The sequence below is a fragment of the Streptomyces sp. NPDC048270 genome (assembly GCF_040652335.1).
In the GTDB taxonomy this organism is placed as follows: Bacteria; Actinomycetota; Actinomycetes; order Streptomycetales; family Streptomycetaceae; genus Streptomyces.
This window is the reverse complement of sequence record NZ_JBEZLV010000030.1, coordinates 13,827-32,540: the sequence shown is the minus strand read 5'-3', so window position 1 is coordinate 32,540 and position 18,714 is coordinate 13,827. Positions and strand designations below refer to the sequence as shown.

Sequence of the window (18,714 nt, the reverse complement as noted above, 5' to 3'; positions counted from 1 at the left end):
TCAGTCCCGCACCAGGGGTGCGCCGGCGTCCCGCCAGGCCACGATCCCGCCGGCGAGGCTGCGTGCGTCCGGGTGGCCCATGCGCGTCAGCAGCGCCGCGTACCGGGCGGACTTCTCGCCGACCGGGCAGGTCAGCAGCACCGGCTGCCGGGTGCCGAAGGGCAGGCCGCCGCGCAGGAGTTCGTCGAAGAGCTCGTCGACGATGTTGACCGCGCCGTCGATGTGCAGCGCGGCGTACGCGAACGGGCCGCGCAGGTCGAGCACCAGCGGGCGCCGGTCCTCGATCCACTTCTGGGCCTCGGCGACCTCGATGACGGCCGCCGAGCGGACCTCGGCCCCGGTCAGCGTGGTCACCGAGTTCTTCGCCGGGGGCCTGCCGAACAGCTCCGGACGGCGCTGCCGCACGTAGCCGAGGTAGCTCTCCGCCCGGTCGCAGACGATGAACACGGCCGTCCTGCGCCCGCCGGACGAGGGGGTGTCCAGCGGCCGGAGATGGCGTACCGCCCCGAGGTACGCGGCCCCGCCGGTCGGACCGGCCAGCAGTCCGCAGCGGCGCATCAGCGTCACCATCCCGTCGATGGCCTCGTCCGAGCCCACCGGCTCGAGCGCGTCGTAGGCGGCGGGGTCGAAGAGGCCGACCTCCTGCACCTCGTCGAGGGTGCGGATGCCGGGGATGAAGTCGGACTTCTCCCCGACCAGTCCGACGACCCGCACCGCCGGATCGTGGGCGCGCAGGGCGCGGGCCACCCCCGTGGAGGAACCGGCCGTGCCCACGCACGCGACGAACCAGTCCGGAGCCCGGCCGTCGAGATCGGCGATGATCTCCGCCCCGGTGCCGCGCTCGTGCGCCTCGGCGTTGAGGGGGTTGAAGTACTGGTCGGTGTGCAGGAGGGCGCTGTCCGGCCGGCTGAGGCGCTGGTGGAACCGGGTCAGCGGGTCCTCCGTGTCGGTCGGGTCGAGGCATTCGCTCTGCCCGGGCAGCTCCTCGATCTCGGCGCCCAGCAGCAGGAGCAGGTCCTTGACCTCCGGTATGCGCATCCGGTTGGTGACGCTCTTGAACGGCAGCCCGTGCATCCCCGCGATCAGGGCCAGTGCCTTGGCGGTGTTCCCGCTGGACAGCTCGACGACCGTCGCGGCCTCGGCCTGCGCCCCGCCCAGCGCGGAGCGGACCATGTGCCAGGCCGCCCGGTCCTTCAGCGAGCCGAAGGGGTTGAGCATTTCGAGCTTGGCGTAGAGGTCGATGTGGCGCAGGCCGTGCACGGCCGGATCGATGCGGACCAGCGGGGTGTCGCCGATGGCCTCGGTGATGCTGTCGTACCTCATGTCCGCCGTCCCCCCGTGGCTGTGACCGGCCAGTACTCCTCGTCGAGGCACCAACTCCAGGCCCCTCTCCCCTCCCCGGCCGCCTCCTGCCGGACGGCGATCTTGCGCGCCACTGGCTGCTGTTGGGCCCGGGTGGCGGTGAAGTCCATGCAGTAGCCCGCGGTGTTGGCGAAGGCGAGCAGGTCGCCGGGCCGCGGCAGCCGGGGCAGGAACACCATCCGGCGGGTGATCAGGTCCGCTTCGAGGCAGAGGTTGCCCATGAGGTAGACGCCCACCGGCCCGCCCGCCGGCCCGGGGGGCTCGTCGCGGGGGAGCAGCACGGGGTCCACGAGGACGCCGTGGTCCTCCAGGCCCACGTCCCCGGCGTTCAGGGCGAGCCGTACGAGGTGCTCCCCGGCCCCGCCGGCCCGTACCTCCTGCACCCTCCCGAGGGTGAGCCCGCACTGGTCCGCCAGCGCGCGGCCGGGCTCGGCGTACAGGTCGTACATGCTCTCCAGGAGCAGGGTGCCGAACGGGCGGCCGAGCCCCGGCGCGGGACGGGACAGGAGCTCGTCGAGGTAGGCGGCGCCGGCGACGGGGCGGTGGGCCGGATACAGGCCCAGGGATCCCCGCAGGGTGCCGTTCTCCGCGCGCAGGCCGTAGCCGTGGCCGCCCCAGGTCAGGGGCGGGCGCCGGCCCATGACGGCGTGCGTGAGCTCGGTGGTGTAGCGGTCCCACTGCTCGCCGTGCGCCAGGTAGTTGACGCCGAAGCCGCCGCCCACGTCGACCACGCGCGGCGCGAACCCCCGGATCTGCAGCTCCTCCATCGCCCGAAGGCACCCCTCGAGCGCCGTGGCCTTCTCGTCCAGGCTCGTGGTGTCGAGGTGGTAGCCCACCCCGATAGGCTCCAGCGCGTCCTGGTGGCGTTCGAGTACGCCGAGCAGGTCGCTGAGCGACTTCACGGCCGTGCCGAACCGGCTGCGGCGGGACAGCACCCGGGTTCCGGAGGTCTCGAACTCGGACAGCCGCAGGATCACGCGCAGCCGGGGCAGGCCGAACGCGCCCACGATCCGGGCCGCCTCCTCCAGCTCCGCGACGCCGTCGGCGTTGACCACGGCCCCGCTGCGCGCGGCGAGCCAGAGGGTCTCGGGGTCCTTGGGACCGGTGACCACGATGCGGTCCCCGGTGAATCCCGATCCCAGGGCGTGCCTCAACTCGCCGAGCGAGGCGGCGTCGAGGGCGGCGTCGGTCGTGGCGAGGTGCCGGACCAGGGCGCTGGAGCGGCTGGCCTTGTGCGCGAAGCAGACCCGGCCGCCCAGATGGTGGCGGCGCAGGACGGAGCAGAATCGCGCCACGTTCTCGGCGAACTGCTGGGGGAGTACGAGGTTCAGGGGTGATCCGAGCCCGTCGACGAGCCCGTGCAGGAACGGGGCCGCATCCAGCAAGGACGTCAGCCGCGGTGTCAGCCGTGGTTCCAGGTACAGAGGTGCGTTGCTCATCCCAGCTGTTCCTCCCCGACGAGGAATACGTACCGGTTTCGGCAAACGGTCGTACGACCGTAACCCGCGCGGGCCCCTTTGGGCCCGGCCCGGCGGGGGAGGGACTGCATCGCGACGCCCGACGGCCGAATCAGGACGGTCGGGGCCCGCCGGGCCCGCGCCCGCTCCGGTTCCGCCGCGGGCCCGGCAGGCTGCCCCGCTACCTGGCGGCGTAGGGGAGCAGGGCCATCTCGCGGGCGTTCTTGACCGCCGCGGCGAGCCGGCGCTGCTGCCGCGCCGTGACGCGGGTGACCCGGCGGCTGCGGATCTTCCCGCGGTCGGAGATGAACTTCCGCAGCAGGTCGGTGTCCTTGTAGTCGATGTAGGTGATCTTCGCCGCGTCCAGCGGGTTGGGGCGGGCGGCGGGGGACGAGCGGGGCGTGACGCGTCGGGCCATGGGGATTCCTGAACTCTGTGAAGTGGAACTGCGTTCTTCTGACGGGGTGTTGTGAGGAGGTGTACGCGTCCTACGAGACGGGGGCGAGGAGGGCGTCGAAGGCGGCGGGCAGGCGCTTCCACGCCTCGCGCCCCGCCGTGTACTCGGCGTCCGTCAGCAGGCAGGAGTCGAGGAGCCGCGCCAGCCCCTCCCGGTCCAGGCCGGGCGAGGTGAAGACCAGGTGCTGGCAGCAGTCGCCGTGCTCCGGGTGCCAGCCCAGCGCGGCGGCCGCCCGGCGCACCGGCGGCACCATCTCCCAGGCGGCGTCCGGGAGGGAGGCCAGCCAGGGCCCGCTGTCCTCCACGCAGAGCGCGCCGCCGGCGGCGTCCCAGGCGAGCAGGGTGTCGGGGCGGTCGGCGAGCCAGAACCGGCCACGGCTGCGTGCGGCCGCGCAGGCCAGGTCCTCCAGCGCCTCGTACAACCGCTCCGGGTGGAACGGCCGGTGGCGGTGCCAGACGAGGGTGGCCACCCCGGCCTCGTCGGCCTCCTGCGGCAGCAGCGCGCAGGCCGGGTGCTGCGCGGCGGCGGCGGCCTCGGTGTCGAATCCGGCGAAGGCGAGCCGCGGCAGGTCGCCGGACCCGGCCTCCACCCGGCGAGCGGTCGGGTGGAGCTGCTCCAGGAGGGCCCGGTCCTCCGCGTCGGCGCCGGCGCCGTCGACGAGGGCCAGCACGGGTGCGTACTCGAGCTGCCGGGCCCAGGTGTCCCCGACCGTCCGCCGGTCGGAGGCCGCCGCCGCGAGCCCCGCCTCCGCGAGGTCGTCCCCGTTGGACAGGTACGGCAGGACGAGGGCGGGATCGACGGCGGTGATCACGTTGGTGAGCTCCAGCCGCCCGCCGCCGTGGGCTGCGACGACCTCGGCCATCGCCCGCGGTTCGACGGAGTCCCACAACTCGACGACGGCGAGCCGGGTCAGCCCGCCGTCGGCGAGCCGCCACAGCTCGGGGACCAGGTCCTCGCGCAGGGCGCAGCAGGCGCAGTCGTTGACGAGCGGCGCCTCACCCGACCCGAGCGTCCCGGAGCTGTCGCGCACGGTGCGCAGGACGGTGCCCCGGGGCGCCGTGGACAGGTCGTGGTGCAGGGCGACGCTGCCGGGGACGGTGGCGAGCAGCCGTTCCACGGTGGCGCGGCGGGCATCGGAGTGCAGCCCGCCGACGATGACGACGGGCAGGGTCACGCCGTGCTCCCGTACCGCCGCTGGAAGCGCTCGACGCGGCCCGCGGTGTCCAGGACGCGGGCCGTGCCGGTGTAGAAGGGGTGGCTCTGCGAGGAGATCTCGACGTCGATGACGGGGTAGGTGTTGCCGTCCTCCCATTCCACCGTCTTCTCGCTGGTGGCGGTGGAGCGGGTGAGGAAGGCGAAGTCGGCGGCCTTGTCGCGGAAGACGACGGGGCCGTAGGCGGGGTGGATGCCGGGCTGCATGGCGGTTCCTTCCGGGTTGCGGGGGCGGGGGGTAGGGGGCGGGCTCAGCGTTCTTCGCGGAAGTCGACGTGTCGGCGGACCACCGGGTCGAACTTGCGCAGCACCATGCGGTCCGGGTCGCTGCGCCGGTTCTTGCGGGTGACATAGGTGTAGCCGGTGCCCGCGGTGGAGCGGAGCTTGACGATCGGGCGTACTTCGTTGCGTGCCATGCCGCTACTATACGGGAATGGAAATCATTTCCAATAACTCGTCCGCACCAGAGAGGGGCAGGTGACTCCGTGTCCGCCCACTGCCAGCTGACCGGAGCCCAGCCGGGCTTCGGCAACAACATCTCCCACTCCCACCGGCGCACCCCGCGCCGCTTCGACCCCAACGTGCAGCGCAAGCGCTACTGGCTGCCGAGCGAGGGGCGGCACGTGCGCCTCGTCCTCAGCGCGAGGGCGATCAAGACCGTCGACATGATCGGCGTCGAGGCGGCGGTGGCCCGGATCCGGGCCCGAGGGGGAAAGGTCTGATGGCGAAGAAGAGCAAGGTCGCGCGCAACGAGAAGCGCAAGGCGACCGTCGAGCACCACGCCGCCCGGCGCGCCGAGTTGAAGGAGGTGCTGCGCCGGCCCTCCTCGACGGAGGCCGAACGCCGCGCCGCACTGGGTGAACTCCGCGCGCAGCCGCGCGACGCCAGCGCGACCCGGGTGCGCAACCGCGACAGCGTCGACGGGCGGCCCCGCGGCCACCTGCGGAAGTTCGGGCTCTCCCGGATCCGTACGCGCGAGCAGGCGCACGCCGGCCTCCTTCCCGGAGTCGCCAAGTCGTCCTGGTAGGACGGTGCTCCGGGCGGTGGTGCGGCGGCCCGCGTCTCCGGCGGGATGCGGGCCGCCGCGCTGTCGCTCCCGGCGTGGTGTGCGGCGTCGCCGGGTGGCCGGGTGGGCTGGGTGGCCAAGTGGCCAAGTGGCCCGTGGGCTCAGTGCGCTTCCGTGGCGACCCTGTCGTGCAGGCCCAGGCGCAGGTGCTCCACGTGGAAGAGGGCCTGGTCGAGGAGTTCGGCGACGTGGTGGTCGTACAGGGAGTAGACGATGGAGCGGCCCCGCCGCTCGCCGGCGACCAGTCCGAGGTTGCGCAGCAGGCGCAGCTGGTGGGAGCAGGCCGAGGGCTCCATGCCCACCGCTTCGGCGAGGTCGCCCACGGCGCAGGGGCCCTCCTGGAGGCGGGCGAGGATGTACAGCCGTGAGGGGGTCGCCAGGGCCTGGAGGGTGGCCGCCACGTCCGCGGTCCCCACGGCGTCCAGGCGTTCGCGCGTCGTGGCGGTGTTCTCGGCGTCCGTTCCGTGGCCCATGGCGGCCATCTTACCGACGACATCTGAAGACCTCTTCAGATGTTCCTGTACGGTGAGGGGGCAGCCGTCCCCATGCCCGCGAAGGGTTGATCAGCCATGCCTCCAGTCCTGCTCCAGCGCCCCCGACGGGCACCGTCGGCCGAGACCCCGGCGGCTCCGCGGCGCCGTACGCGGGTGTTCGCCCTGGCGGAGGCCCGCTGGGCCGCGGCCGCGCTGCTGCTCTTCCTGACCGCGCTGCCCCTCCAGCTGACCGGCGCCCCGGCCTGGGCGTGGGGCCCGCTGTACGCCGCCGCGTACGCCTGCGGCGGCTGGGAGCCGGCCCGGGCGGGGCTGCGGGCCCTGCGGGACAAGACCCTGGACGTGGACCTGCTGATGATCGTCGCCGCGCTCGGCGCGGCATCGATCGGACAGGTGATGGACGGCGCGCTGCTCATCGTCATCTTCGCCACCTCCGGCGCCCTGGAGGCGCTGGCCACCGCCCGCACCCAGGACGCGGTGCGCGGCCTCCTCGACCTCGCACCGGCCACCGCCACCCGGCTGGCCGGCGACGGCCGCGAGGAGACGGTGGCCACCGGGGACCTCCGGATCGGCGACATCGTCCTGATCCGGCCCGGGGAGCGGATCGGGGCCGACGGCCGGGTCCTGGAAGGGGCGAGCGAGGTCGACCAGGCCACCATCACCGGCGAACCCCTGCCGGCGCCGAAGGAGGCCGGCGACGAGGTGTTCGCCGGCACCCTCAACGGCACCGGGGCCCTGCGCGTGGCCGTCGAACGCGACGCCTCCGACTCGGTGATCGCCCGGATCGTCGCCTTGGTCGCCGAAGCCTCCGAGACCAAGGCACCCACCCAGCTGTTCATCGAGAAGGTCGAACAGCGCTATTCGATCGGCATGGTCGGCGCCACACTGGCCGTCTTCCTCGTTCCGCTCGCCTTCGGCGCCGACCTCGCCGGCTCCCTGCTGCGGGCCATGACCTTCATGATCGTCGCCTCGCCCTGCGCCGTGGTGCTGGCCACCATGCCGCCCCTGCTGTCGGCCATCGCCAACGCCGGGCGCCACGGCGTCCTGGTCAAGTCCGCCGTGGTGATGGAACGCCTCGGACAGGTCGACGCCGTGGCACTCGACAAGACCGGCACCCTCACCGAAGGCACCCCCCGCGTCACCGACATCCGGCCGCTGGCCGGCGCCGGACTGACCGAGGACGCCCTGCTGGCCCTGGCGGCCGCCGCCGAGCGCCCCAGCGAACACCCGCTCGCCCGCGCCATCACCGCCGCCGCCCGCGAACGGGGCCTGCGCCCGGCCGCCGCCGCGGACTTCGGCTCCGTCCCCGGATCGGGAGTGACGGCCACCGTGGGCGGCCACCTGGTGGAGGCCGGGGCCCCGGCCCGGCTGCTGGGCGGCCCCCCGTACTCCGCCGCCGCGGCGGACGCCGCCGAGGTCGCGGGCGCGCTGGAGGGCGGCGGCCGTACCGCCGTGCTCGTCCGGCGCGACGGGGTCCCCGTCGGCGTGCTCGGACTCGCCGACCGGCCGCGCCCCGGCGCGGCCGCCGCCGTCAGGGCCCTGCACGCGCTGACCGGCACCGTGCCGGTGCTGCTGACCGGTGACAACCCGCGCGCCGCCGGCCGCCTCGCCGCGGAGATCGGCATTGCCGACGTCCGCGCCGGGCTGCTGCCGCAGGACAAGGTCGCCGCGGTCCGGGAGCAGGAGGCGGCCGGACGCCGGGTGCTGGTGGTCGGCGACGGGGTCAACGACGCCCCCGCGCTGGCCGCCGCCCACACGGGCGTCGCCATGGGCCGGGCCGGATCCGACCTCGCCCTGGAAACCGCCGACGCGGTCGTCGTCCGCGACGAACTGGCCGCCGTACCGGCCGTGATCGCGCTCTCCCGCGCCGCGCGCCGCCTGGTGGCGCAGAACCTGGTCGTCGCGGGGGTGTTCATCTCCGTCCTGGTCGTCTGGGACCTGGTCGGCCATCTGCCGCTGCCGCTGGGCGTGCTGGGCCACGAGGGGTCGACCGTCATCGTCGGCCTCAACGGCCTGCGCCTGCTGCGCGACTCGGCGTGGCAGCGGGCCGCCGCCACGGGGGAGTGAGGGACTGCGGCCGGCCGGTCGGCGCCGAGCGGGCCGGCCGGCGCACCGGGCCGACGGCGGTCACGCCGGGCGGGTCGCCCCGTCGGTGACCCCGTCGGTGACCCCGTCGGTCCCGGTATTCACCTCTGGACGTCCACGACGGTGCCCTCGCGTCGGGCGCGTTCGGCGGCCAGCACGGTCAGGTGGCTGGTGAGGGACTCCCGCGGCCCGGACTTCACCAGGGCGGGATCCCCGGCCGCGACGGCGGAGACGAAGGCGTCCATCAGGCCCGCGTCCCCGCCTCCGTGGCCGCCGGCGGCGTCCATCGCCCCTCCGGCACCGAGCCCGATGACCTCCTCGCCGCGGGTCAGGAAGTCGTAGAGCCGCAACTGCCCGCCGTCCCCGCGCAGTTCGCCGCGCGTGCCGAAGATCCGGGTCTGGCGGTCGGCGTGTTCGGTGAAGGCGGTCATGGTGAAGGTGGCCGTGGCCCCCGAGTCGAACTCCATCGCGACCACCTGGTGGTCGACCACGTCGTTGTCGCAGGCGTACACGCAGCGCCCGTACGGGCCTTCGCGCAGCGCGGTCTCCAGGGCCTGCGGGGTGAACTCGTCGACCACCACGCTCAGCGGCCAGCCGTGCCGGCCCCCGGCGAGCCGGTCGCCGTAGTCCCGGGCGGCGGAGTAGGGGCAGGTGTCCTCCACGGCGCAGTCCAGGCACCGGTCGGCGGCGCCCGAGGGCTTGCGGTCGGGCCGGAAGTGGGACAGGCGGCCGAAGCTGGAGACGCGCACCGGCGGCCGGCCGAGCACGTACTGCAGCCAGTCCAGGTCGTGGCAGGACTTCGCCATCAGCATGGAGGTGGCCTCGTCCTCGCGGCGCCAGTTGCCGCGCACGAAGGAGTGGGCCTGGTGCCAGAAGCCGACCGGCTCCAGGTGCTGGACGCTGACGACGTCTCCGATCCGTCCGGAGTCGAGGACGCGCTTGAGCGCCCGCGTGTACGGGGTGTAGCGCAGGACGTGCCCGACGGAGAGGATCACCCCGGCCTCCTCGACGGCGGCCACGATCCGCCGGCACTCCTCCTCGGTCAGCGCCATCGGCTTCTCGAGCATGATGTGGCAGCCGAGCGCGGCGAACGCCAGGACCGGCTCGAGGTGGTCGCGGTCCAGCGTGCAGATCAGCACCGCGTCCGCCACGCGGCCGCGGGCCGCCAGCGCCCGCCAGTCGTCCACCACCGCCCCGGCGCCCAGACCGTGCGCGGCCGCGATCCGCTCCCGCCGCACCACCCGCGGCTCGGCCACCGCGACGACCGTCGCCCGCTCCGGATGGGCCAGCGCCCAGGCCGCGTGAGCGGCTCCGCGGTCCCCGGCACCGATGACGGCAAGAGTGACTCCGACGGACATCCGTCCCGCTTTCCGTACGTAGGCGACGTCTGCGGCGCGAGGCTAGTGCTCGCGGATCACCGGGACAAGACGCCCTCGGGCATCACCGCGCCCTCCGGCCGGCGCGGTTCAGCCGATGGGCTGCCTGCTCTCCGCGCGCACCTTCAGGGTGGTCTCGGCGATCTTGGCCAGGTCCACGGCCTTCGGGTCCTGCTGAACGGTCTCCGGAGCGACGACGCCGACCGACGCGCCGGTGTTCTCGTCCGCCCAGGCGCACATCGGCAGGGTGCTCCTGGCGCCGTCCTGGGTCATCGTCAGCACCTGGCAGGAGACGGTGATCCCGGAGCCGGCCGGGGTGATCTCCCGGGCCGGCACCGCCAGGGTCGCCCCCTTGGCGTCCGCGGCGCCGGACAGCATCTTCCCGCGGGCCTCCGCCGGATCCTTGAACTGGCCGTACATGCCGGAGAAGACGAGGGCGCCGACACCCTTGCGGGACTCGGCGGTGTACTGGCCGACCGCCGGCTCGGGGTTGCGGATCTTCGGGTCGTAGGCGCCCTTGAGCGCCGCCGCGCCCTCGGACTGCGAGAGGTCCTGGACCAGCTCGTACTCGCCGTCCAGCAGGGTCTGCGGCACGGTGAGCCGGTACTCGGCCTCCGGGAAGCCGCCCGACAGGGCCCCGGCCCCGGCGATCCGGCTCACCGCGAAGGCGAGGACGCCCAGCCCGGCCAGCGAGGCCGTGATGATCCCGACCACCAGGCCCGTCCGGCTCTTGCGCGGCGGAGGGTAGGCCGGCTGCCCCGGATACGGGTACGGGTACTGCTGGGGATGCGGCTGCGGGTACTGCTGCGGCTGCTGGTACGGCTGTTGGTACTGAGGGGGTCCGTAGGCGCCCGGGGGCTGCTGCGGCGGTGGAGTGGTCATCCACCGAACGCTACTCGAACCGCCGAACCGCCGAACGGGCCGTCCGGGGAGGGGTGATGCCCCACCGTGACCGTCCGGAAGCACTGGGTCACCCCGTGCAGGCCACCGGCTCGGGAGCGCCCGCGGGCCGCGTATGGAGCAGACTGAAGAGGGCATACGCCTCCCACGACGGCGGCCGGGCGACGAAGGCGCGGGAGCCGGACGGGCGGGGTGCCATCCGGTCGCTTGTCCGACGACGGAAGCGGGTAGCCGTGCTCACCATGGGAGTCGAGGAGGAGTTCTTCCTCGTGGACGTCCACACGCGGACGCCGGTGCCCCGGGCACCGCAGGTACTCGGGGCCCTCGCCCCGGATCTCGGCGATCAGGCCCAGGCCGAGTTCTACACGTCCCAGCTCGAGGTCTGTACCCGGCCCGTCGGTACCGGCGCCGAGCTGCGCGACCAGCTGTCCGCCCTGCGGACCACGGCGGGCCGCGCGGCGCGCGAGGCGGGATGCCTGCTGGTGGGTACGGGCACGGCCGTGGTCCCACCGGACCATCCCGTACCGGTGACCGACGGTCCGCGCTACCGGCGCATGGCCGGCGCCTACCGCGCGATCGTCGACGGCCGGCTCGGGGCGGTCTGCGGCTGCCACGTCCACATCGGCACCCTCGACCACGCCCGGGCCCTGGACCTGGCCAACCGCGTGCGCCCGTACCTCCCCGCGCTCCAGGCGCTCGCGGTGAACTCGCCGTTCGCCGGCGGGCAGGAGAGCGGCTGGGCCGGCTGGCGCTCGGTGGAGTTCGGCCGCTGGCCGACGGTGGGGCCCGCGCCGCTGCTGGATCCGGCGGGCTACGAGTCCACCGCGGACGCCCTGGTCAGTTCGGGGGTCATCCTCGACCGGGGAATGATCTACTGGTACGCCCGCCCGTCGGAGCACGTGCCCACGCTCGAGATCCGGATCGCGGACGTCAGCGCCGACGTGGACACCACCGTGCTGCTGGCCCTGCTGATCCGCGGCCTGTGCACGACGATGACGGCCGAGGCGGACGGCAGCCCGCCGCCCGCCGTCCCGGTGGGCCGGCTGCGGGCCGCCCACCGTTTCGCGGCCCGCTACGGGCCCCACGGGGACGGGATCGACCCGCTCACCGGCGACACCGTGCCCGCCCACACCCTGACCGCGGCCCTGCTGCGCCGCGCCGAGCCCGGTCTGGCCGCCACGGGCGACCTCGCGGAGGCCGAGTGGCTCCTCGGCGAGCTGTGCAGGCGTGGCACGGGCGCGGAGCGCCAGCGCGCGGTGTACCGGCGCACGGGCAGCCTGCACGCGGTGGTGGACGACCTGGCGGCGGCCACCACACCGGACCTCAGCCCCGAGATGGCGTGGCGGTAGGCCCCGGACGTCACGAGGGGGTGCGCCCCCGCCGGTCCGCGCGGCGGCGAGCGCGCCGCGCCGCCGGGTGCTCTCGGCGGGGCGCGGGCGGCGCGGGATCGTAGGATGACCGCATGATCCCCGCCCCGCAGCCGCCGCGCCGCCGCCCCGCCGGGCCCGGCCGTCTGCTGCTGGTGCTCGCGGTCCTGGCCGGGGTGCTGGCCATGCACGGGCTGGGCGCCGCGGCCATGGGCGTGATGCCCGCCGGGGCGCACGCGGCCCCCGCCGCCGGGCACGGCTCCGACCACCACGTGACGGCCGAGGGCTGCTCGCACGACCCCGGCGGCCAGGGCCGGACGCACCACGCGGACGCCACCTGCGCCGCGACCGGGATCTCCACCCCGTACGCACCGCCCGCGCTCGCGGCCGCCCTGCCGGGCGCCTGCGTGCCCGCGGTGTCCGCCGGCCGCGCGTCGGCGCCGGCGACCGGCGGGCGCGCCCCGCCCGACCTCGCGGAACTGCAACTCCTGCGCATCTAGAGCGGCCCGCACGGCGGCCCCGGTCCGGGGACGCCGCGCTCAGCCCTGCCCTCACGCGTCAAGGAGTCGCACCACCATGAGCAAGAACCGTTCCCCGATCCGCCGAACCACCGCCGTCGCCGCCGCCCTCGCGGCCTCCCTGGTCCTCGCCGCCTGCGGCGGGGCCGAGGGCGGAGCCGCCGCAGGGCACGGCGGCCACGCGGCCCAGTCCCAGTCCCAGTCCCCGTCCCAGTCTCCGACCCCGTCGGTTTCGGCGCCCGCCGCGCAGGGACGGCACAACGCCGCCGACGTCGCCTTCGCGCAGGGGATGATCCCCCATCACCGGCAGGCCGTGGAGATGGCCGACCTCGCCCCCACCCGGGCCGGCTCGGCCGAGGTGAAGCAGCTCGCCGAGGCGATCAAGAAGGCCCAGGACCCGGAGATCCGGACCCTGTCCGGATGGCTGACCGCATGGGGCGAGCAGGTGCCCGCCGCGGGCGCGGGCGACCACTCCGCCCACGGGGCCGGCGGCGGGATGATGACCGCCGAGGAGATGGACCGGCTGGGCAAGGCCTCCGGCAAGGCCTTCGACACCGCCTTCATGGAGCTCATGATCAAGCACCACGAGGGCGCCGTCGCGATGGCGAAGACGGAGCGCGCCGACGGCGCGCACCCCGAGGCGAAGACGATGGCGGAGGCCATCATCAGCTCCCAGAGCGCCGAGATCGCCACGATGAACGGGCTCCTCGGCAAGAACTGATCCGCCGCCGCGGGAGCGGCGGCCCTCAGCGCCTGTCGGACGGAAGGTCCAGCAGGCGGGCCGCCGCCTCGCGTATCTCGACCTTGCGGATCTTCCCGGTGACCGTCATGGGGAACTCCTCCACGACGTGCACGTAGCGCGGGATCTTGAAATGGGCGAGCCGGCCCTCGCAGAACGCGCGTACGTCCGCGGCGGTCAGCGGCTGCGCGCCCTCCCGCATCCGCACCCACGCCATCAGCTCCTCCCCGTACTTCGGGTCGGGCACGCCGATGACCTGGACGTCCAGCACGTCCGGGTGGGTGTGGAGGAACTCCTCGATCTCGCGCGGGTAGAGGTTCTCCCCGCCGCGGATCACCATGTCCTTGATCCGGCCGGTGATGCTCAGATAGCCGTCCTCGTCCATGACCGCCAGGTCGCCCGTGTGCATCCAGCGCGCCGCGTCCACGGCCTCGGCGGTCCGCTCCGGCTCGCCCCAGTAGCCGAGCATCACCGAGTAGCCGCGGGTGCACAGCTCGCCCGGCTCGCCGCGGGGCACCGTACGGCCGGACCGCGGATCGACCACCTTCACCTCCAGGTGCGGCCCGACGCGGCCCACCGTCGACACCCGGCGCTCGACGGAGTCGTCCGCGCGGGTCTGCGCCGACACGGGCGAGGTCTCCGTCATGCCGTAGCAGATGGCCACCTCGGCCATGCCCATCCGCTCGATGACCTCCTTCATCACCTCGACCGGGCAGGGCGAGCCCGCCATGATCCCCGTCCGCAGGCTGGAGAGGTCGTACCCGTCGAAGCCCGGGTCCGCCAGCTCGGCGATGAACATGGTGGGGACGCCGTAGAGCGAGGTGCACGACTCCGCCTCGACCGCCGCCAGGGTGGCCGCGGGGTCGAAGGAGGGCGCGGGGATCACCATGGCCGCACCGTGGCTGGTGCACGCCAGGTTGCCCATCACCATGCCGAAGCAGTGGTAGAAGGGCACCGGGATGCAGACCCGGTCCCGCTCCGTGTAGTGGCACAGCTCGCCCACGAAGAAGGCGTTGTTGAGGATGTTGTGGTGGGAGAGGGTCGCCCCCTTGGGGAAGCCCGTGGTCCCCGAGGTGTACTGGATGTTGATCGGGTCGTCCGGGCTGAGCGCCGCCTGCGCCCGGGCCAGGTCCGCCGGGTCGCCCTGCCGGCCGCGCTCCAGCAGGGAGTTCCACTCGGCCCCCTCCAAGAGCACGGTGAACTCCAGCTCCGGACAGCGCGGCCGGACCTCGGCGATCACGGCCGCGTAGTCGGCGCCCTTGAACCGGTCCGCCGCGACCAGCAGCCGGATTCCGGACTGCCGCAGGACGTACTCCAGTTCGTGCGAGCGGTAGGCGGGGTTCACGGTGACGAGGACCGCCCCGATCCTGGCCGTCGCGTACTGGACCAGCGTCCACTCCGCGCGGTTCGGCGCCCAGATCCCGACCCGGTCGCCGCGGGCGATGCCGAGGCCGAGCAGCCCGAGTGCGAGGGCGCCGACATCGGCCGCCAGCTCCGCGTACGTCCAACGGCGCCCCGAGGCCCGGTCGACGAGGGCGTCGTGCCCCGGGAAGCGGCGCACGGTGCGGTCCAGGTTCTCGCCGATGGTGTCGCCCAGCAGCGCGAGTTCACTGGCACCGGACGCATAACTCGACGCGGAGGACACACGTATCTCCAGGGCTCGGTGGCGGGGCACGGCGCTCGGGGCCGGCCGGCAGGCCTCCTGTCATGATCCACGGAGCCCCGTCCGGGGGCTACCCCCCGGACGGGACAGGGACACCCGCTCAGCGCGCGTGGCGCTCCGGCAGGTCCACCTCCGCCGGGGCGACGGCGAAGCCGCGCGCCGTGGCCGAGGCGGACCGCTTGCCGCAGAAGGCGGCTTCGAGGGTCCCGCCCAGCGCCGTGTTCGCGGTGCCCCGGTTCGAGGTGTTCGCCATGGCGGTGAGGCTGCGGCGTCCGTCACGGGTGGCGAACGCATAGGTGTAGAAACCCTGCACGGTGCCCGTGTGGCCGTACACCGACGTGCCGCACGACAGGTCGTAGCGGCGCAGGCCCAGCCCGTAGAAGCGGGTGCCGGCGGCGTCGGTCGGGGTCATCCCCAGCATGGCGTCCAGCATCCGCGCGCCCAGCAGCCGGCCGCCGAGCAGCGCCGAGGTGAAGGTGTTCAGGTCGGCCGGGTCGGAGATCACCGCCCCGGCGGACTGCGCCCAGGAGACGGTCTGCTCGGTGGAGTCGACCAGCGGCGCGCCCGCCTCGTCGGGGTGCAGGTAGCCGCGCACGTGCCGCCCCTGGATCCGCGTCCCGGGGTGCACGTACGAGGTGTTCCGCAGGCCCAGCGGCCTGATCACCCGCCGTTCGTACTCCTCGCCCACCCGGTGCCCGGTCACCTCCTCGATGAGCATGCCGACGACGACGAAGTTGGTGTTCGAGTACGCGTACGCCGCGCCGGGTTCGGTCGTCCTCGGCTCCTTCAGCGAGAGGCCGACGAGCTCCCGGTAGCCGAAGACCCGCGTGCGCACGGCCTCGAAACCCGGCACCGTCCGGGCGAACATGGCGTCCGTGTAGTCGGCCAGCCCGCTGCGGTGGCTCAGCAGGTGGCGCACGGTGATCCGGTCGTCGGGCAGCAGACCGGGCAGGTAGTGGTTGACCGAGGTGTCCAGCCGGAGCTTCTTCTCGGCCACGAGCTGCAGCAGCACCACGGCCGAGAACGTCTTCGTGACGCTGCCGACGCGGAAGCGGGAGTGGGCGTCCATGGCCGCGCCCGTGGCACGGTCGCGGACGCCCACCGCCCTGGACTGGACGCCGCCGGGGCCCGTGATCCGGGCCACGGCCCCGGGTGCTCCGGCGTCGGTGGTCTGGCGCAGGGCCCGGACCAGGGCCTGGAGGTCGGCGGGCGCCTCGGCGGAGGAGGCGGAGGTGGCGGAGGTGGCGGCGGAGGCGGTGGCGGGTGCCACGCCGGCCAGTACGGCCAGCAGGGCGGCGCCGAGGGCCAGCCGTCGGTTCAGGGGCAGGGGCATGTCGTTCCTCGACTCGGTCGGCAGCGGTGCACGGGCGCGCGGCCGTCGACGGGCGCGCCGACCGCTCAACGGGTGCGAGTGGGTCCGGGGGACGGGGTGGGGGCAGAATTGACGGGAAAGCCGGGAAGCCCGAAAGGGGGCGTCTGGTGCCGACGGATCCGCCGGGGGGCGAGCCCGAGCAGTCCCCTGGCCTCCTGAGGTCCGAGCCCGGCACGCTGCTGGAACACGTGGCCGTGGCGGTGTTCGGCCTCGACGGCGGGGGCCGCATCCGCTACTGGGGACCCGGCGCCGAGAAGCTCTTCGGGTACCCGCCCGAGGCCGTGCTCTCCGGCCCGGCCGACATCCTGTTCCCGGCCCCGCCCGCGGGCCGCCCCGGCGCCGCCGCGCAGCTGACGGAACGCGGCCGCGCCCTGGGCTACTGGCGGGTCCGGATGCCCGCCGCGCACCGCGACGGGACGGTCTTCGACTGCGGCTTCCGGGTCTTCCCGGTCACCGGCCCCGACGGCAGCTCCGTGGTCATGGGCCTGGCCAGCAGGGGCGAGGACCTCGACCGGGTGAAGACGAACCTGGCGTTCCTCGACGCCCTCTTCGAGACCTGCCCCATCGGCCTGGTCATGCTCGACGAACGGCTGCGGTACGTCCACCTCAACCAGGCGCTGGCCGACATGGACGGCCTGTCCATCGCGGAGCACCTCGGACGCCCCATGACCGAGGTCATGCTGACCTCCGACGGGGGCGAGTACGAGCGCACGCTACGCGCCGTGGCCGAGGGGGGACGCCCCGTGGTCGGCGCCCTGGTGGGCCTGCGCACCCCCGGCCACCCCCACCGCGACCAGGTCCGCTCCGTCAGCCTCTTCGCGCTCAGCCGGGCCGGCGACACCCGCCCGGGCGTGGGCGGCCTGCTGGTGGACGTGACCGACCGGGAGCACGCCATCTTGGAGGCGACGGCGGCCCGCGGGCGCCTCGCGCTCCTGGACCGGGCCGCGGCCCGCATCGGCACCACCCTCGACCTGCACGTCACCGCGCGGGAGCTGGTCGAGACCGTGGTCCCCGGATTCTGCGACGGCGCCGTCGTGGAGCTCGTCGACCGGGCGCCCGACGATCCCGAGGTGTTCGACCCGGCGCTGCCGCTGGTCACCCGCCGCATCGCCGCCGGGACCGTGCTGCCCCCGCCCGCCGACGAGCTCGTCGGCGGACTGGAGTACGTCACCTACCCGGCGGGTTCCAGCATCCACGCCACGCTGCGCACCGGGCGTCCCGTGTCGGTCCCCGTCAACGAGGAGTTCGCCACCCGCACCGTCGTCCACCAGGAGCGCGCCCGGCTGCTGCTCGACAGCGGGCTGGGCGACATCCTGATCGCCCCGCTCATCGCCCGGGGGACGGTCCAGGGCATCACCATGTTCGGCAGGGCCGCGGGGCGGCCGGCCTTCACCGACGAGGACCTCGGGCTGGCCGGGGAGCTGGCCTCCCGGGCCGCCCTGTGCCTGGACAACGCGCGCCTCTACGGCCGGGTCCGGGACATCGCGCTCACCCTGCAGCGGGCCCTGCTGCCCAGTGCCACGGGCGCCGGCCCGTACGTGCGCGTCGCCCACCGGTACCTGCCGGCCGGCCACGTCACCGAGGTGGGCGGGGACTGGTACGACGTGATCAGCCTGCCCGGCGACCGGGTGGCCCTCGTGGTCGGCGACGTGATGGGCCACGGGGTGCAGGCGGCCGCCGCCATGGGCAGGCTGCGCATCACCGCGAAGGCCCTGGCCCGGCACCACGCGCACCCCGGCGAACTGCTCGCCGAACTCGACGCCTGCGCCCAGGAGGCCGGGATCGAGCTCGCCACCTGCCTCTACCTGCTCTACGACCCCGCGACCGGCCGCGCCCGGGTGGCCAACGCGGGCCACCCCCCGCTCCTGGTCCGCCTCCCGGACGGCACCGTCACCACGGCCGCGGAGGCGACCGGGGTGCCGCTGGGCGTGGGCGGGTTCCCCTTCGCGACGACGGAGCTGGACCTTCCGCAGGGAGCCACCCTCGCCCTGTACACCGACGGCCTCATCGAGGCCCGGGGCCGGGACATCGACGCGGGCATGGAGGCGCTGCGCGACCAGCTGCGCCAGGCGCGGGGCACGATGGAGGAGGCGGCCGACCGCATCCTGGCGAACCTGCTCCCCAGCACCCCGGCCGACGACACGGTCCTGGTCCTGGCCCAGGTCAGACGGGCGCCGGCCCGCTGAGGGCGGCGCCGACGAGCCCGTCGCGGGCCGGGCCGGCCGGGGCGGGCGGCGCCTCGCGCTGCCAGACGGCCCGTACGGACTTCCCGGCCTGCCGGGGCACCACCGTCAGCGACGAGGTCAGCTGCTGCGCGATGCCCCAGCCGAACCCGCCGCCGTTGTCCGGGTCCCCCGGACGGGGGACGGGGCGGGCGCTGCTGGTGTCGTAGACCTCGACCACCAGCTCCTCCGGCCGGCGGCAGGCCATGCGCAGGCGCCAGCCGCCGTCGTCCGTGTGGCGGACGGCGTTGCCGAGGAGCTCGCTGACGACGAGCACGACGTCGTGCGCGTCGGCCCACGGGCAGCGGGTCCGCACGAAGCGCACGGCGGCACGCCGCGCCAGCGCGGTGTCCGAGTGGGAGGAGTCGAGGACGAGCACGGTGAGCTCCTGTCCGCGGGGAGGAAATAGGGGAAATAGGACGAATCG

Annotated in this window: 19 protein-coding genes; 7 read left to right on the top strand and 12 right to left on the bottom strand. The window is 74.4% G+C overall.

Going from position 1 to position 18,714, the window contains the following annotated elements; translation table 11 throughout:
- From AB0D66_RS24525 to rpmG, 6 genes are all read right to left on the bottom strand, one after another.
- On the bottom strand, positions 1 to 1,323 hold the full coding sequence (locus AB0D66_RS24525; RefSeq protein WP_362307338.1) for a pyridoxal-phosphate dependent enzyme: 1,323 nt from the start codon (positions 1,321 to 1,323) through the stop codon (positions 1 to 3).
- Positions 1,320 to 2,801 carry a Y4yA family PLP-dependent enzyme gene (locus AB0D66_RS24520; RefSeq protein ID WP_362307336.1) on the bottom strand — a complete coding sequence of 494 codons (1,482 nt, stop codon included), beginning with the start codon at positions 2,799 to 2,801 and terminating at the stop codon, positions 1,320 to 1,322. The genes AB0D66_RS24525 and AB0D66_RS24520 overlap by 4 nt, the downstream gene beginning before the upstream one ends.
- 199 nt (positions 2,802 to 3,000) lie before the next feature.
- Positions 3,001 to 3,237, bottom strand: coding sequence for a 30S ribosomal protein S18 (rpsR, locus tag AB0D66_RS24515; RefSeq protein WP_362307333.1), 237 nt, complete (start codon positions 3,235 to 3,237; stop codon positions 3,001 to 3,003).
- Positions 3,238 to 3,307: 70 nt separating this feature from the next.
- Positions 3,308 to 4,450: a GTP-binding protein gene (locus AB0D66_RS24510; RefSeq protein ID WP_362307330.1), complete on the bottom strand. Its 1,143-nt coding sequence runs from the start codon at positions 4,448 to 4,450 to the stop codon at positions 3,308 to 3,310.
- A complete protein-coding gene (locus AB0D66_RS24505; RefSeq protein ID WP_362307327.1) occupies positions 4,447 to 4,695 on the bottom strand; it encodes a type B 50S ribosomal protein L31 in 249 nt (82 codons plus the stop codon). Before AB0D66_RS24505 ends, AB0D66_RS24510 begins: the two co-directional genes overlap by 4 nt.
- A gap of 44 nt (positions 4,696 to 4,739) precedes the next feature.
- Positions 4,740 to 4,904: a 50S ribosomal protein L33 gene (rpmG, locus tag AB0D66_RS24500; protein WP_133895600.1), complete on the bottom strand. Its 165-nt coding sequence runs from the start codon at positions 4,902 to 4,904 to the stop codon at positions 4,740 to 4,742.
- A gap of 69 nt (positions 4,905 to 4,973) precedes the next feature.
- Here rpmG and rpmB point away from each other — a divergent pair, with 69 nt between their 5' ends.
- Both rpmB and rpsN read left to right on the top strand, forming a co-directional pair.
- Complete coding sequence (rpmB, locus tag AB0D66_RS24495; protein ID WP_362307323.1) at positions 4,974 to 5,210, top strand: 50S ribosomal protein L28; 237 nt, start codon at positions 4,974 to 4,976, stop codon at positions 5,208 to 5,210.
- Entirely contained in the window at positions 5,210 to 5,515 is a 306-nt protein-coding gene (gene rpsN, locus AB0D66_RS24490) for a 30S ribosomal protein S14 (protein WP_362307320.1), read from the top strand. The genes rpmB and rpsN overlap by 1 nt, the downstream gene beginning before the upstream one ends.
- A gap of 140 nt (positions 5,516 to 5,655) precedes the next feature.
- On the opposite strand, the gene AB0D66_RS24485 is transcribed toward rpsN, so the two are convergent.
- A complete protein-coding gene (locus tag AB0D66_RS24485) occupies positions 5,656 to 6,027 on the bottom strand; it encodes a metalloregulator ArsR/SmtB family transcription factor (protein ID WP_362307317.1) in 372 nt (123 codons plus the stop codon).
- A gap of 96 nt (positions 6,028 to 6,123) precedes the next feature.
- Here AB0D66_RS24485 and AB0D66_RS24480 point away from each other — a divergent pair, with 96 nt between their 5' ends.
- A complete protein-coding gene (locus AB0D66_RS24480; RefSeq protein ID WP_362307314.1) occupies positions 6,124 to 8,112 on the top strand; it encodes a heavy metal translocating P-type ATPase in 1,989 nt (662 codons plus the stop codon).
- Between the two features lie 119 nt (positions 8,113 to 8,231).
- On the opposite strand, the gene AB0D66_RS24475 is transcribed toward AB0D66_RS24480, so the two are convergent.
- Together AB0D66_RS24475 and AB0D66_RS24470 are read right to left on the bottom strand one after the other, a co-directional pair.
- Entirely contained in the window at positions 8,232 to 9,488 is a 1,257-nt protein-coding gene (locus AB0D66_RS24475; protein ID WP_362307311.1) for a Gfo/Idh/MocA family oxidoreductase, read from the bottom strand.
- Positions 9,489 to 9,596: 108 nt separating this feature from the next.
- Complete coding sequence (locus AB0D66_RS24470; RefSeq protein WP_362307308.1) at positions 9,597 to 10,388, bottom strand: hypothetical protein; 792 nt, start codon at positions 10,386 to 10,388, stop codon at positions 9,597 to 9,599.
- 260 nt (positions 10,389 to 10,648) lie between these two features.
- Between AB0D66_RS24470 and AB0D66_RS24465 the strand changes: the two genes are divergently transcribed.
- From AB0D66_RS24465 to AB0D66_RS24455, 3 genes are all read left to right on the top strand, one after another.
- Positions 10,649 to 11,755, top strand: a complete 1,107-nt coding sequence (locus AB0D66_RS24465) for a glutamate--cysteine ligase (RefSeq protein WP_362307429.1) — start codon at positions 10,649 to 10,651, stop codon at positions 11,753 to 11,755.
- 113 nt (positions 11,756 to 11,868) lie between these two features.
- Complete coding sequence (locus AB0D66_RS24460; RefSeq protein ID WP_362307305.1) at positions 11,869 to 12,273, top strand: DUF6153 family protein; 405 nt, start codon at positions 11,869 to 11,871, stop codon at positions 12,271 to 12,273.
- 76 nt (positions 12,274 to 12,349) lie between these two features.
- Positions 12,350 to 13,012 carry a DUF305 domain-containing protein gene (locus AB0D66_RS24455; RefSeq protein ID WP_362307302.1) on the top strand — a complete coding sequence of 221 codons (663 nt, stop codon included), beginning with the start codon at positions 12,350 to 12,352 and terminating at the stop codon, positions 13,010 to 13,012.
- 25 nt (positions 13,013 to 13,037) lie between these two features.
- On the opposite strand, the gene AB0D66_RS24450 is transcribed toward AB0D66_RS24455, so the two are convergent.
- Positions 13,038 to 14,675 (bottom strand): AMP-binding protein, encoded by a 1,638-nt coding sequence (locus AB0D66_RS24450; RefSeq protein WP_362307299.1) that lies wholly within the window; start codon positions 14,673 to 14,675, stop codon positions 13,038 to 13,040.
- A gap of 118 nt (positions 14,676 to 14,793) precedes the next feature.
- Positions 14,794 to 16,026, bottom strand: a complete 1,233-nt coding sequence (locus AB0D66_RS24445; RefSeq protein ID WP_362307296.1) for a serine hydrolase domain-containing protein — start codon at positions 16,024 to 16,026, stop codon at positions 14,794 to 14,796.
- Positions 16,027 to 16,172: 146 nt separating this feature from the next.
- Here AB0D66_RS24445 and AB0D66_RS24440 point away from each other — a divergent pair, with 146 nt between their 5' ends.
- Entirely contained in the window at positions 16,173 to 18,251 is a 2,079-nt protein-coding gene (locus tag AB0D66_RS24440; protein ID WP_362307293.1) for a SpoIIE family protein phosphatase, read from the top strand.
- Here AB0D66_RS24440 and AB0D66_RS24435 read toward each other — a convergent pair.
- Positions 18,229 to 18,666 (bottom strand): ATP-binding protein, encoded by a 438-nt coding sequence (locus tag AB0D66_RS24435; protein WP_362307290.1) that lies wholly within the window; start codon positions 18,664 to 18,666, stop codon positions 18,229 to 18,231. The two genes, AB0D66_RS24440 and AB0D66_RS24435, sit on opposite strands and share 23 nt — an antisense overlap.
- Between the last annotated feature and the right edge of the window lie 48 nt (positions 18,667 to 18,714).

Coding starts and splice junctions, on each gene's coding strand:
- AB0D66_RS24485 (WP_362307317.1), bottom strand. CDS start 6,027: ATGGGCCACGGAACGGACGCCGAGAACACCGCCACGACGCGCGAACGC.
- AB0D66_RS24445 (WP_362307296.1), bottom strand. CDS start 16,026: ATGCCCCTGCCCCTGAACCGACGGCTGGCCCTCGGCGCCGCCCTGCTG.
- AB0D66_RS24520 (WP_362307336.1), bottom strand. CDS start 2,801: ATGAGCAACGCACCTCTGTACCTGGAACCACGGCTGACACCGCGGCTG.
- rpsN (WP_362307320.1), top strand. CDS start 5,210: ATGGCGAAGAAGAGCAAGGTCGCGCGCAACGAGAAGCGCAAGGCGACC.
- AB0D66_RS24465 (WP_362307429.1), top strand. CDS start 10,649: ATGGGAGTCGAGGAGGAGTTCTTCCTCGTGGACGTCCACACGCGGACG.
- AB0D66_RS24525 (WP_362307338.1), bottom strand. CDS start 1,323: ATGAGGTACGACAGCATCACCGAGGCCATCGGCGACACCCCGCTGGTC.
- AB0D66_RS24480 (WP_362307314.1), top strand. CDS start 6,124: ATGCCTCCAGTCCTGCTCCAGCGCCCCCGACGGGCACCGTCGGCCGAG.
- AB0D66_RS24505 (WP_362307327.1), bottom strand. CDS start 4,695: ATGCAGCCCGGCATCCACCCCGCCTACGGCCCCGTCGTCTTCCGCGAC.
- rpsR (WP_362307333.1), bottom strand. CDS start 3,237: ATGGCCCGACGCGTCACGCCCCGCTCGTCCCCCGCCGCCCGCCCCAAC.
- AB0D66_RS24470 (WP_362307308.1), bottom strand. CDS start 10,388: ATGACCACTCCACCGCCGCAGCAGCCCCCGGGCGCCTACGGACCCCCT.
- AB0D66_RS24460 (WP_362307305.1), top strand. CDS start 11,869: ATGATCCCCGCCCCGCAGCCGCCGCGCCGCCGCCCCGCCGGGCCCGGC.
- rpmG (WP_133895600.1), bottom strand. CDS start 4,904: ATGGCACGCAACGAAGTACGCCCGATCGTCAAGCTCCGCTCCACCGCG.
- AB0D66_RS24475 (WP_362307311.1), bottom strand. CDS start 9,488: ATGTCCGTCGGAGTCACTCTTGCCGTCATCGGTGCCGGGGACCGCGGA.
- AB0D66_RS24455 (WP_362307302.1), top strand. CDS start 12,350: ATGAGCAAGAACCGTTCCCCGATCCGCCGAACCACCGCCGTCGCCGCC.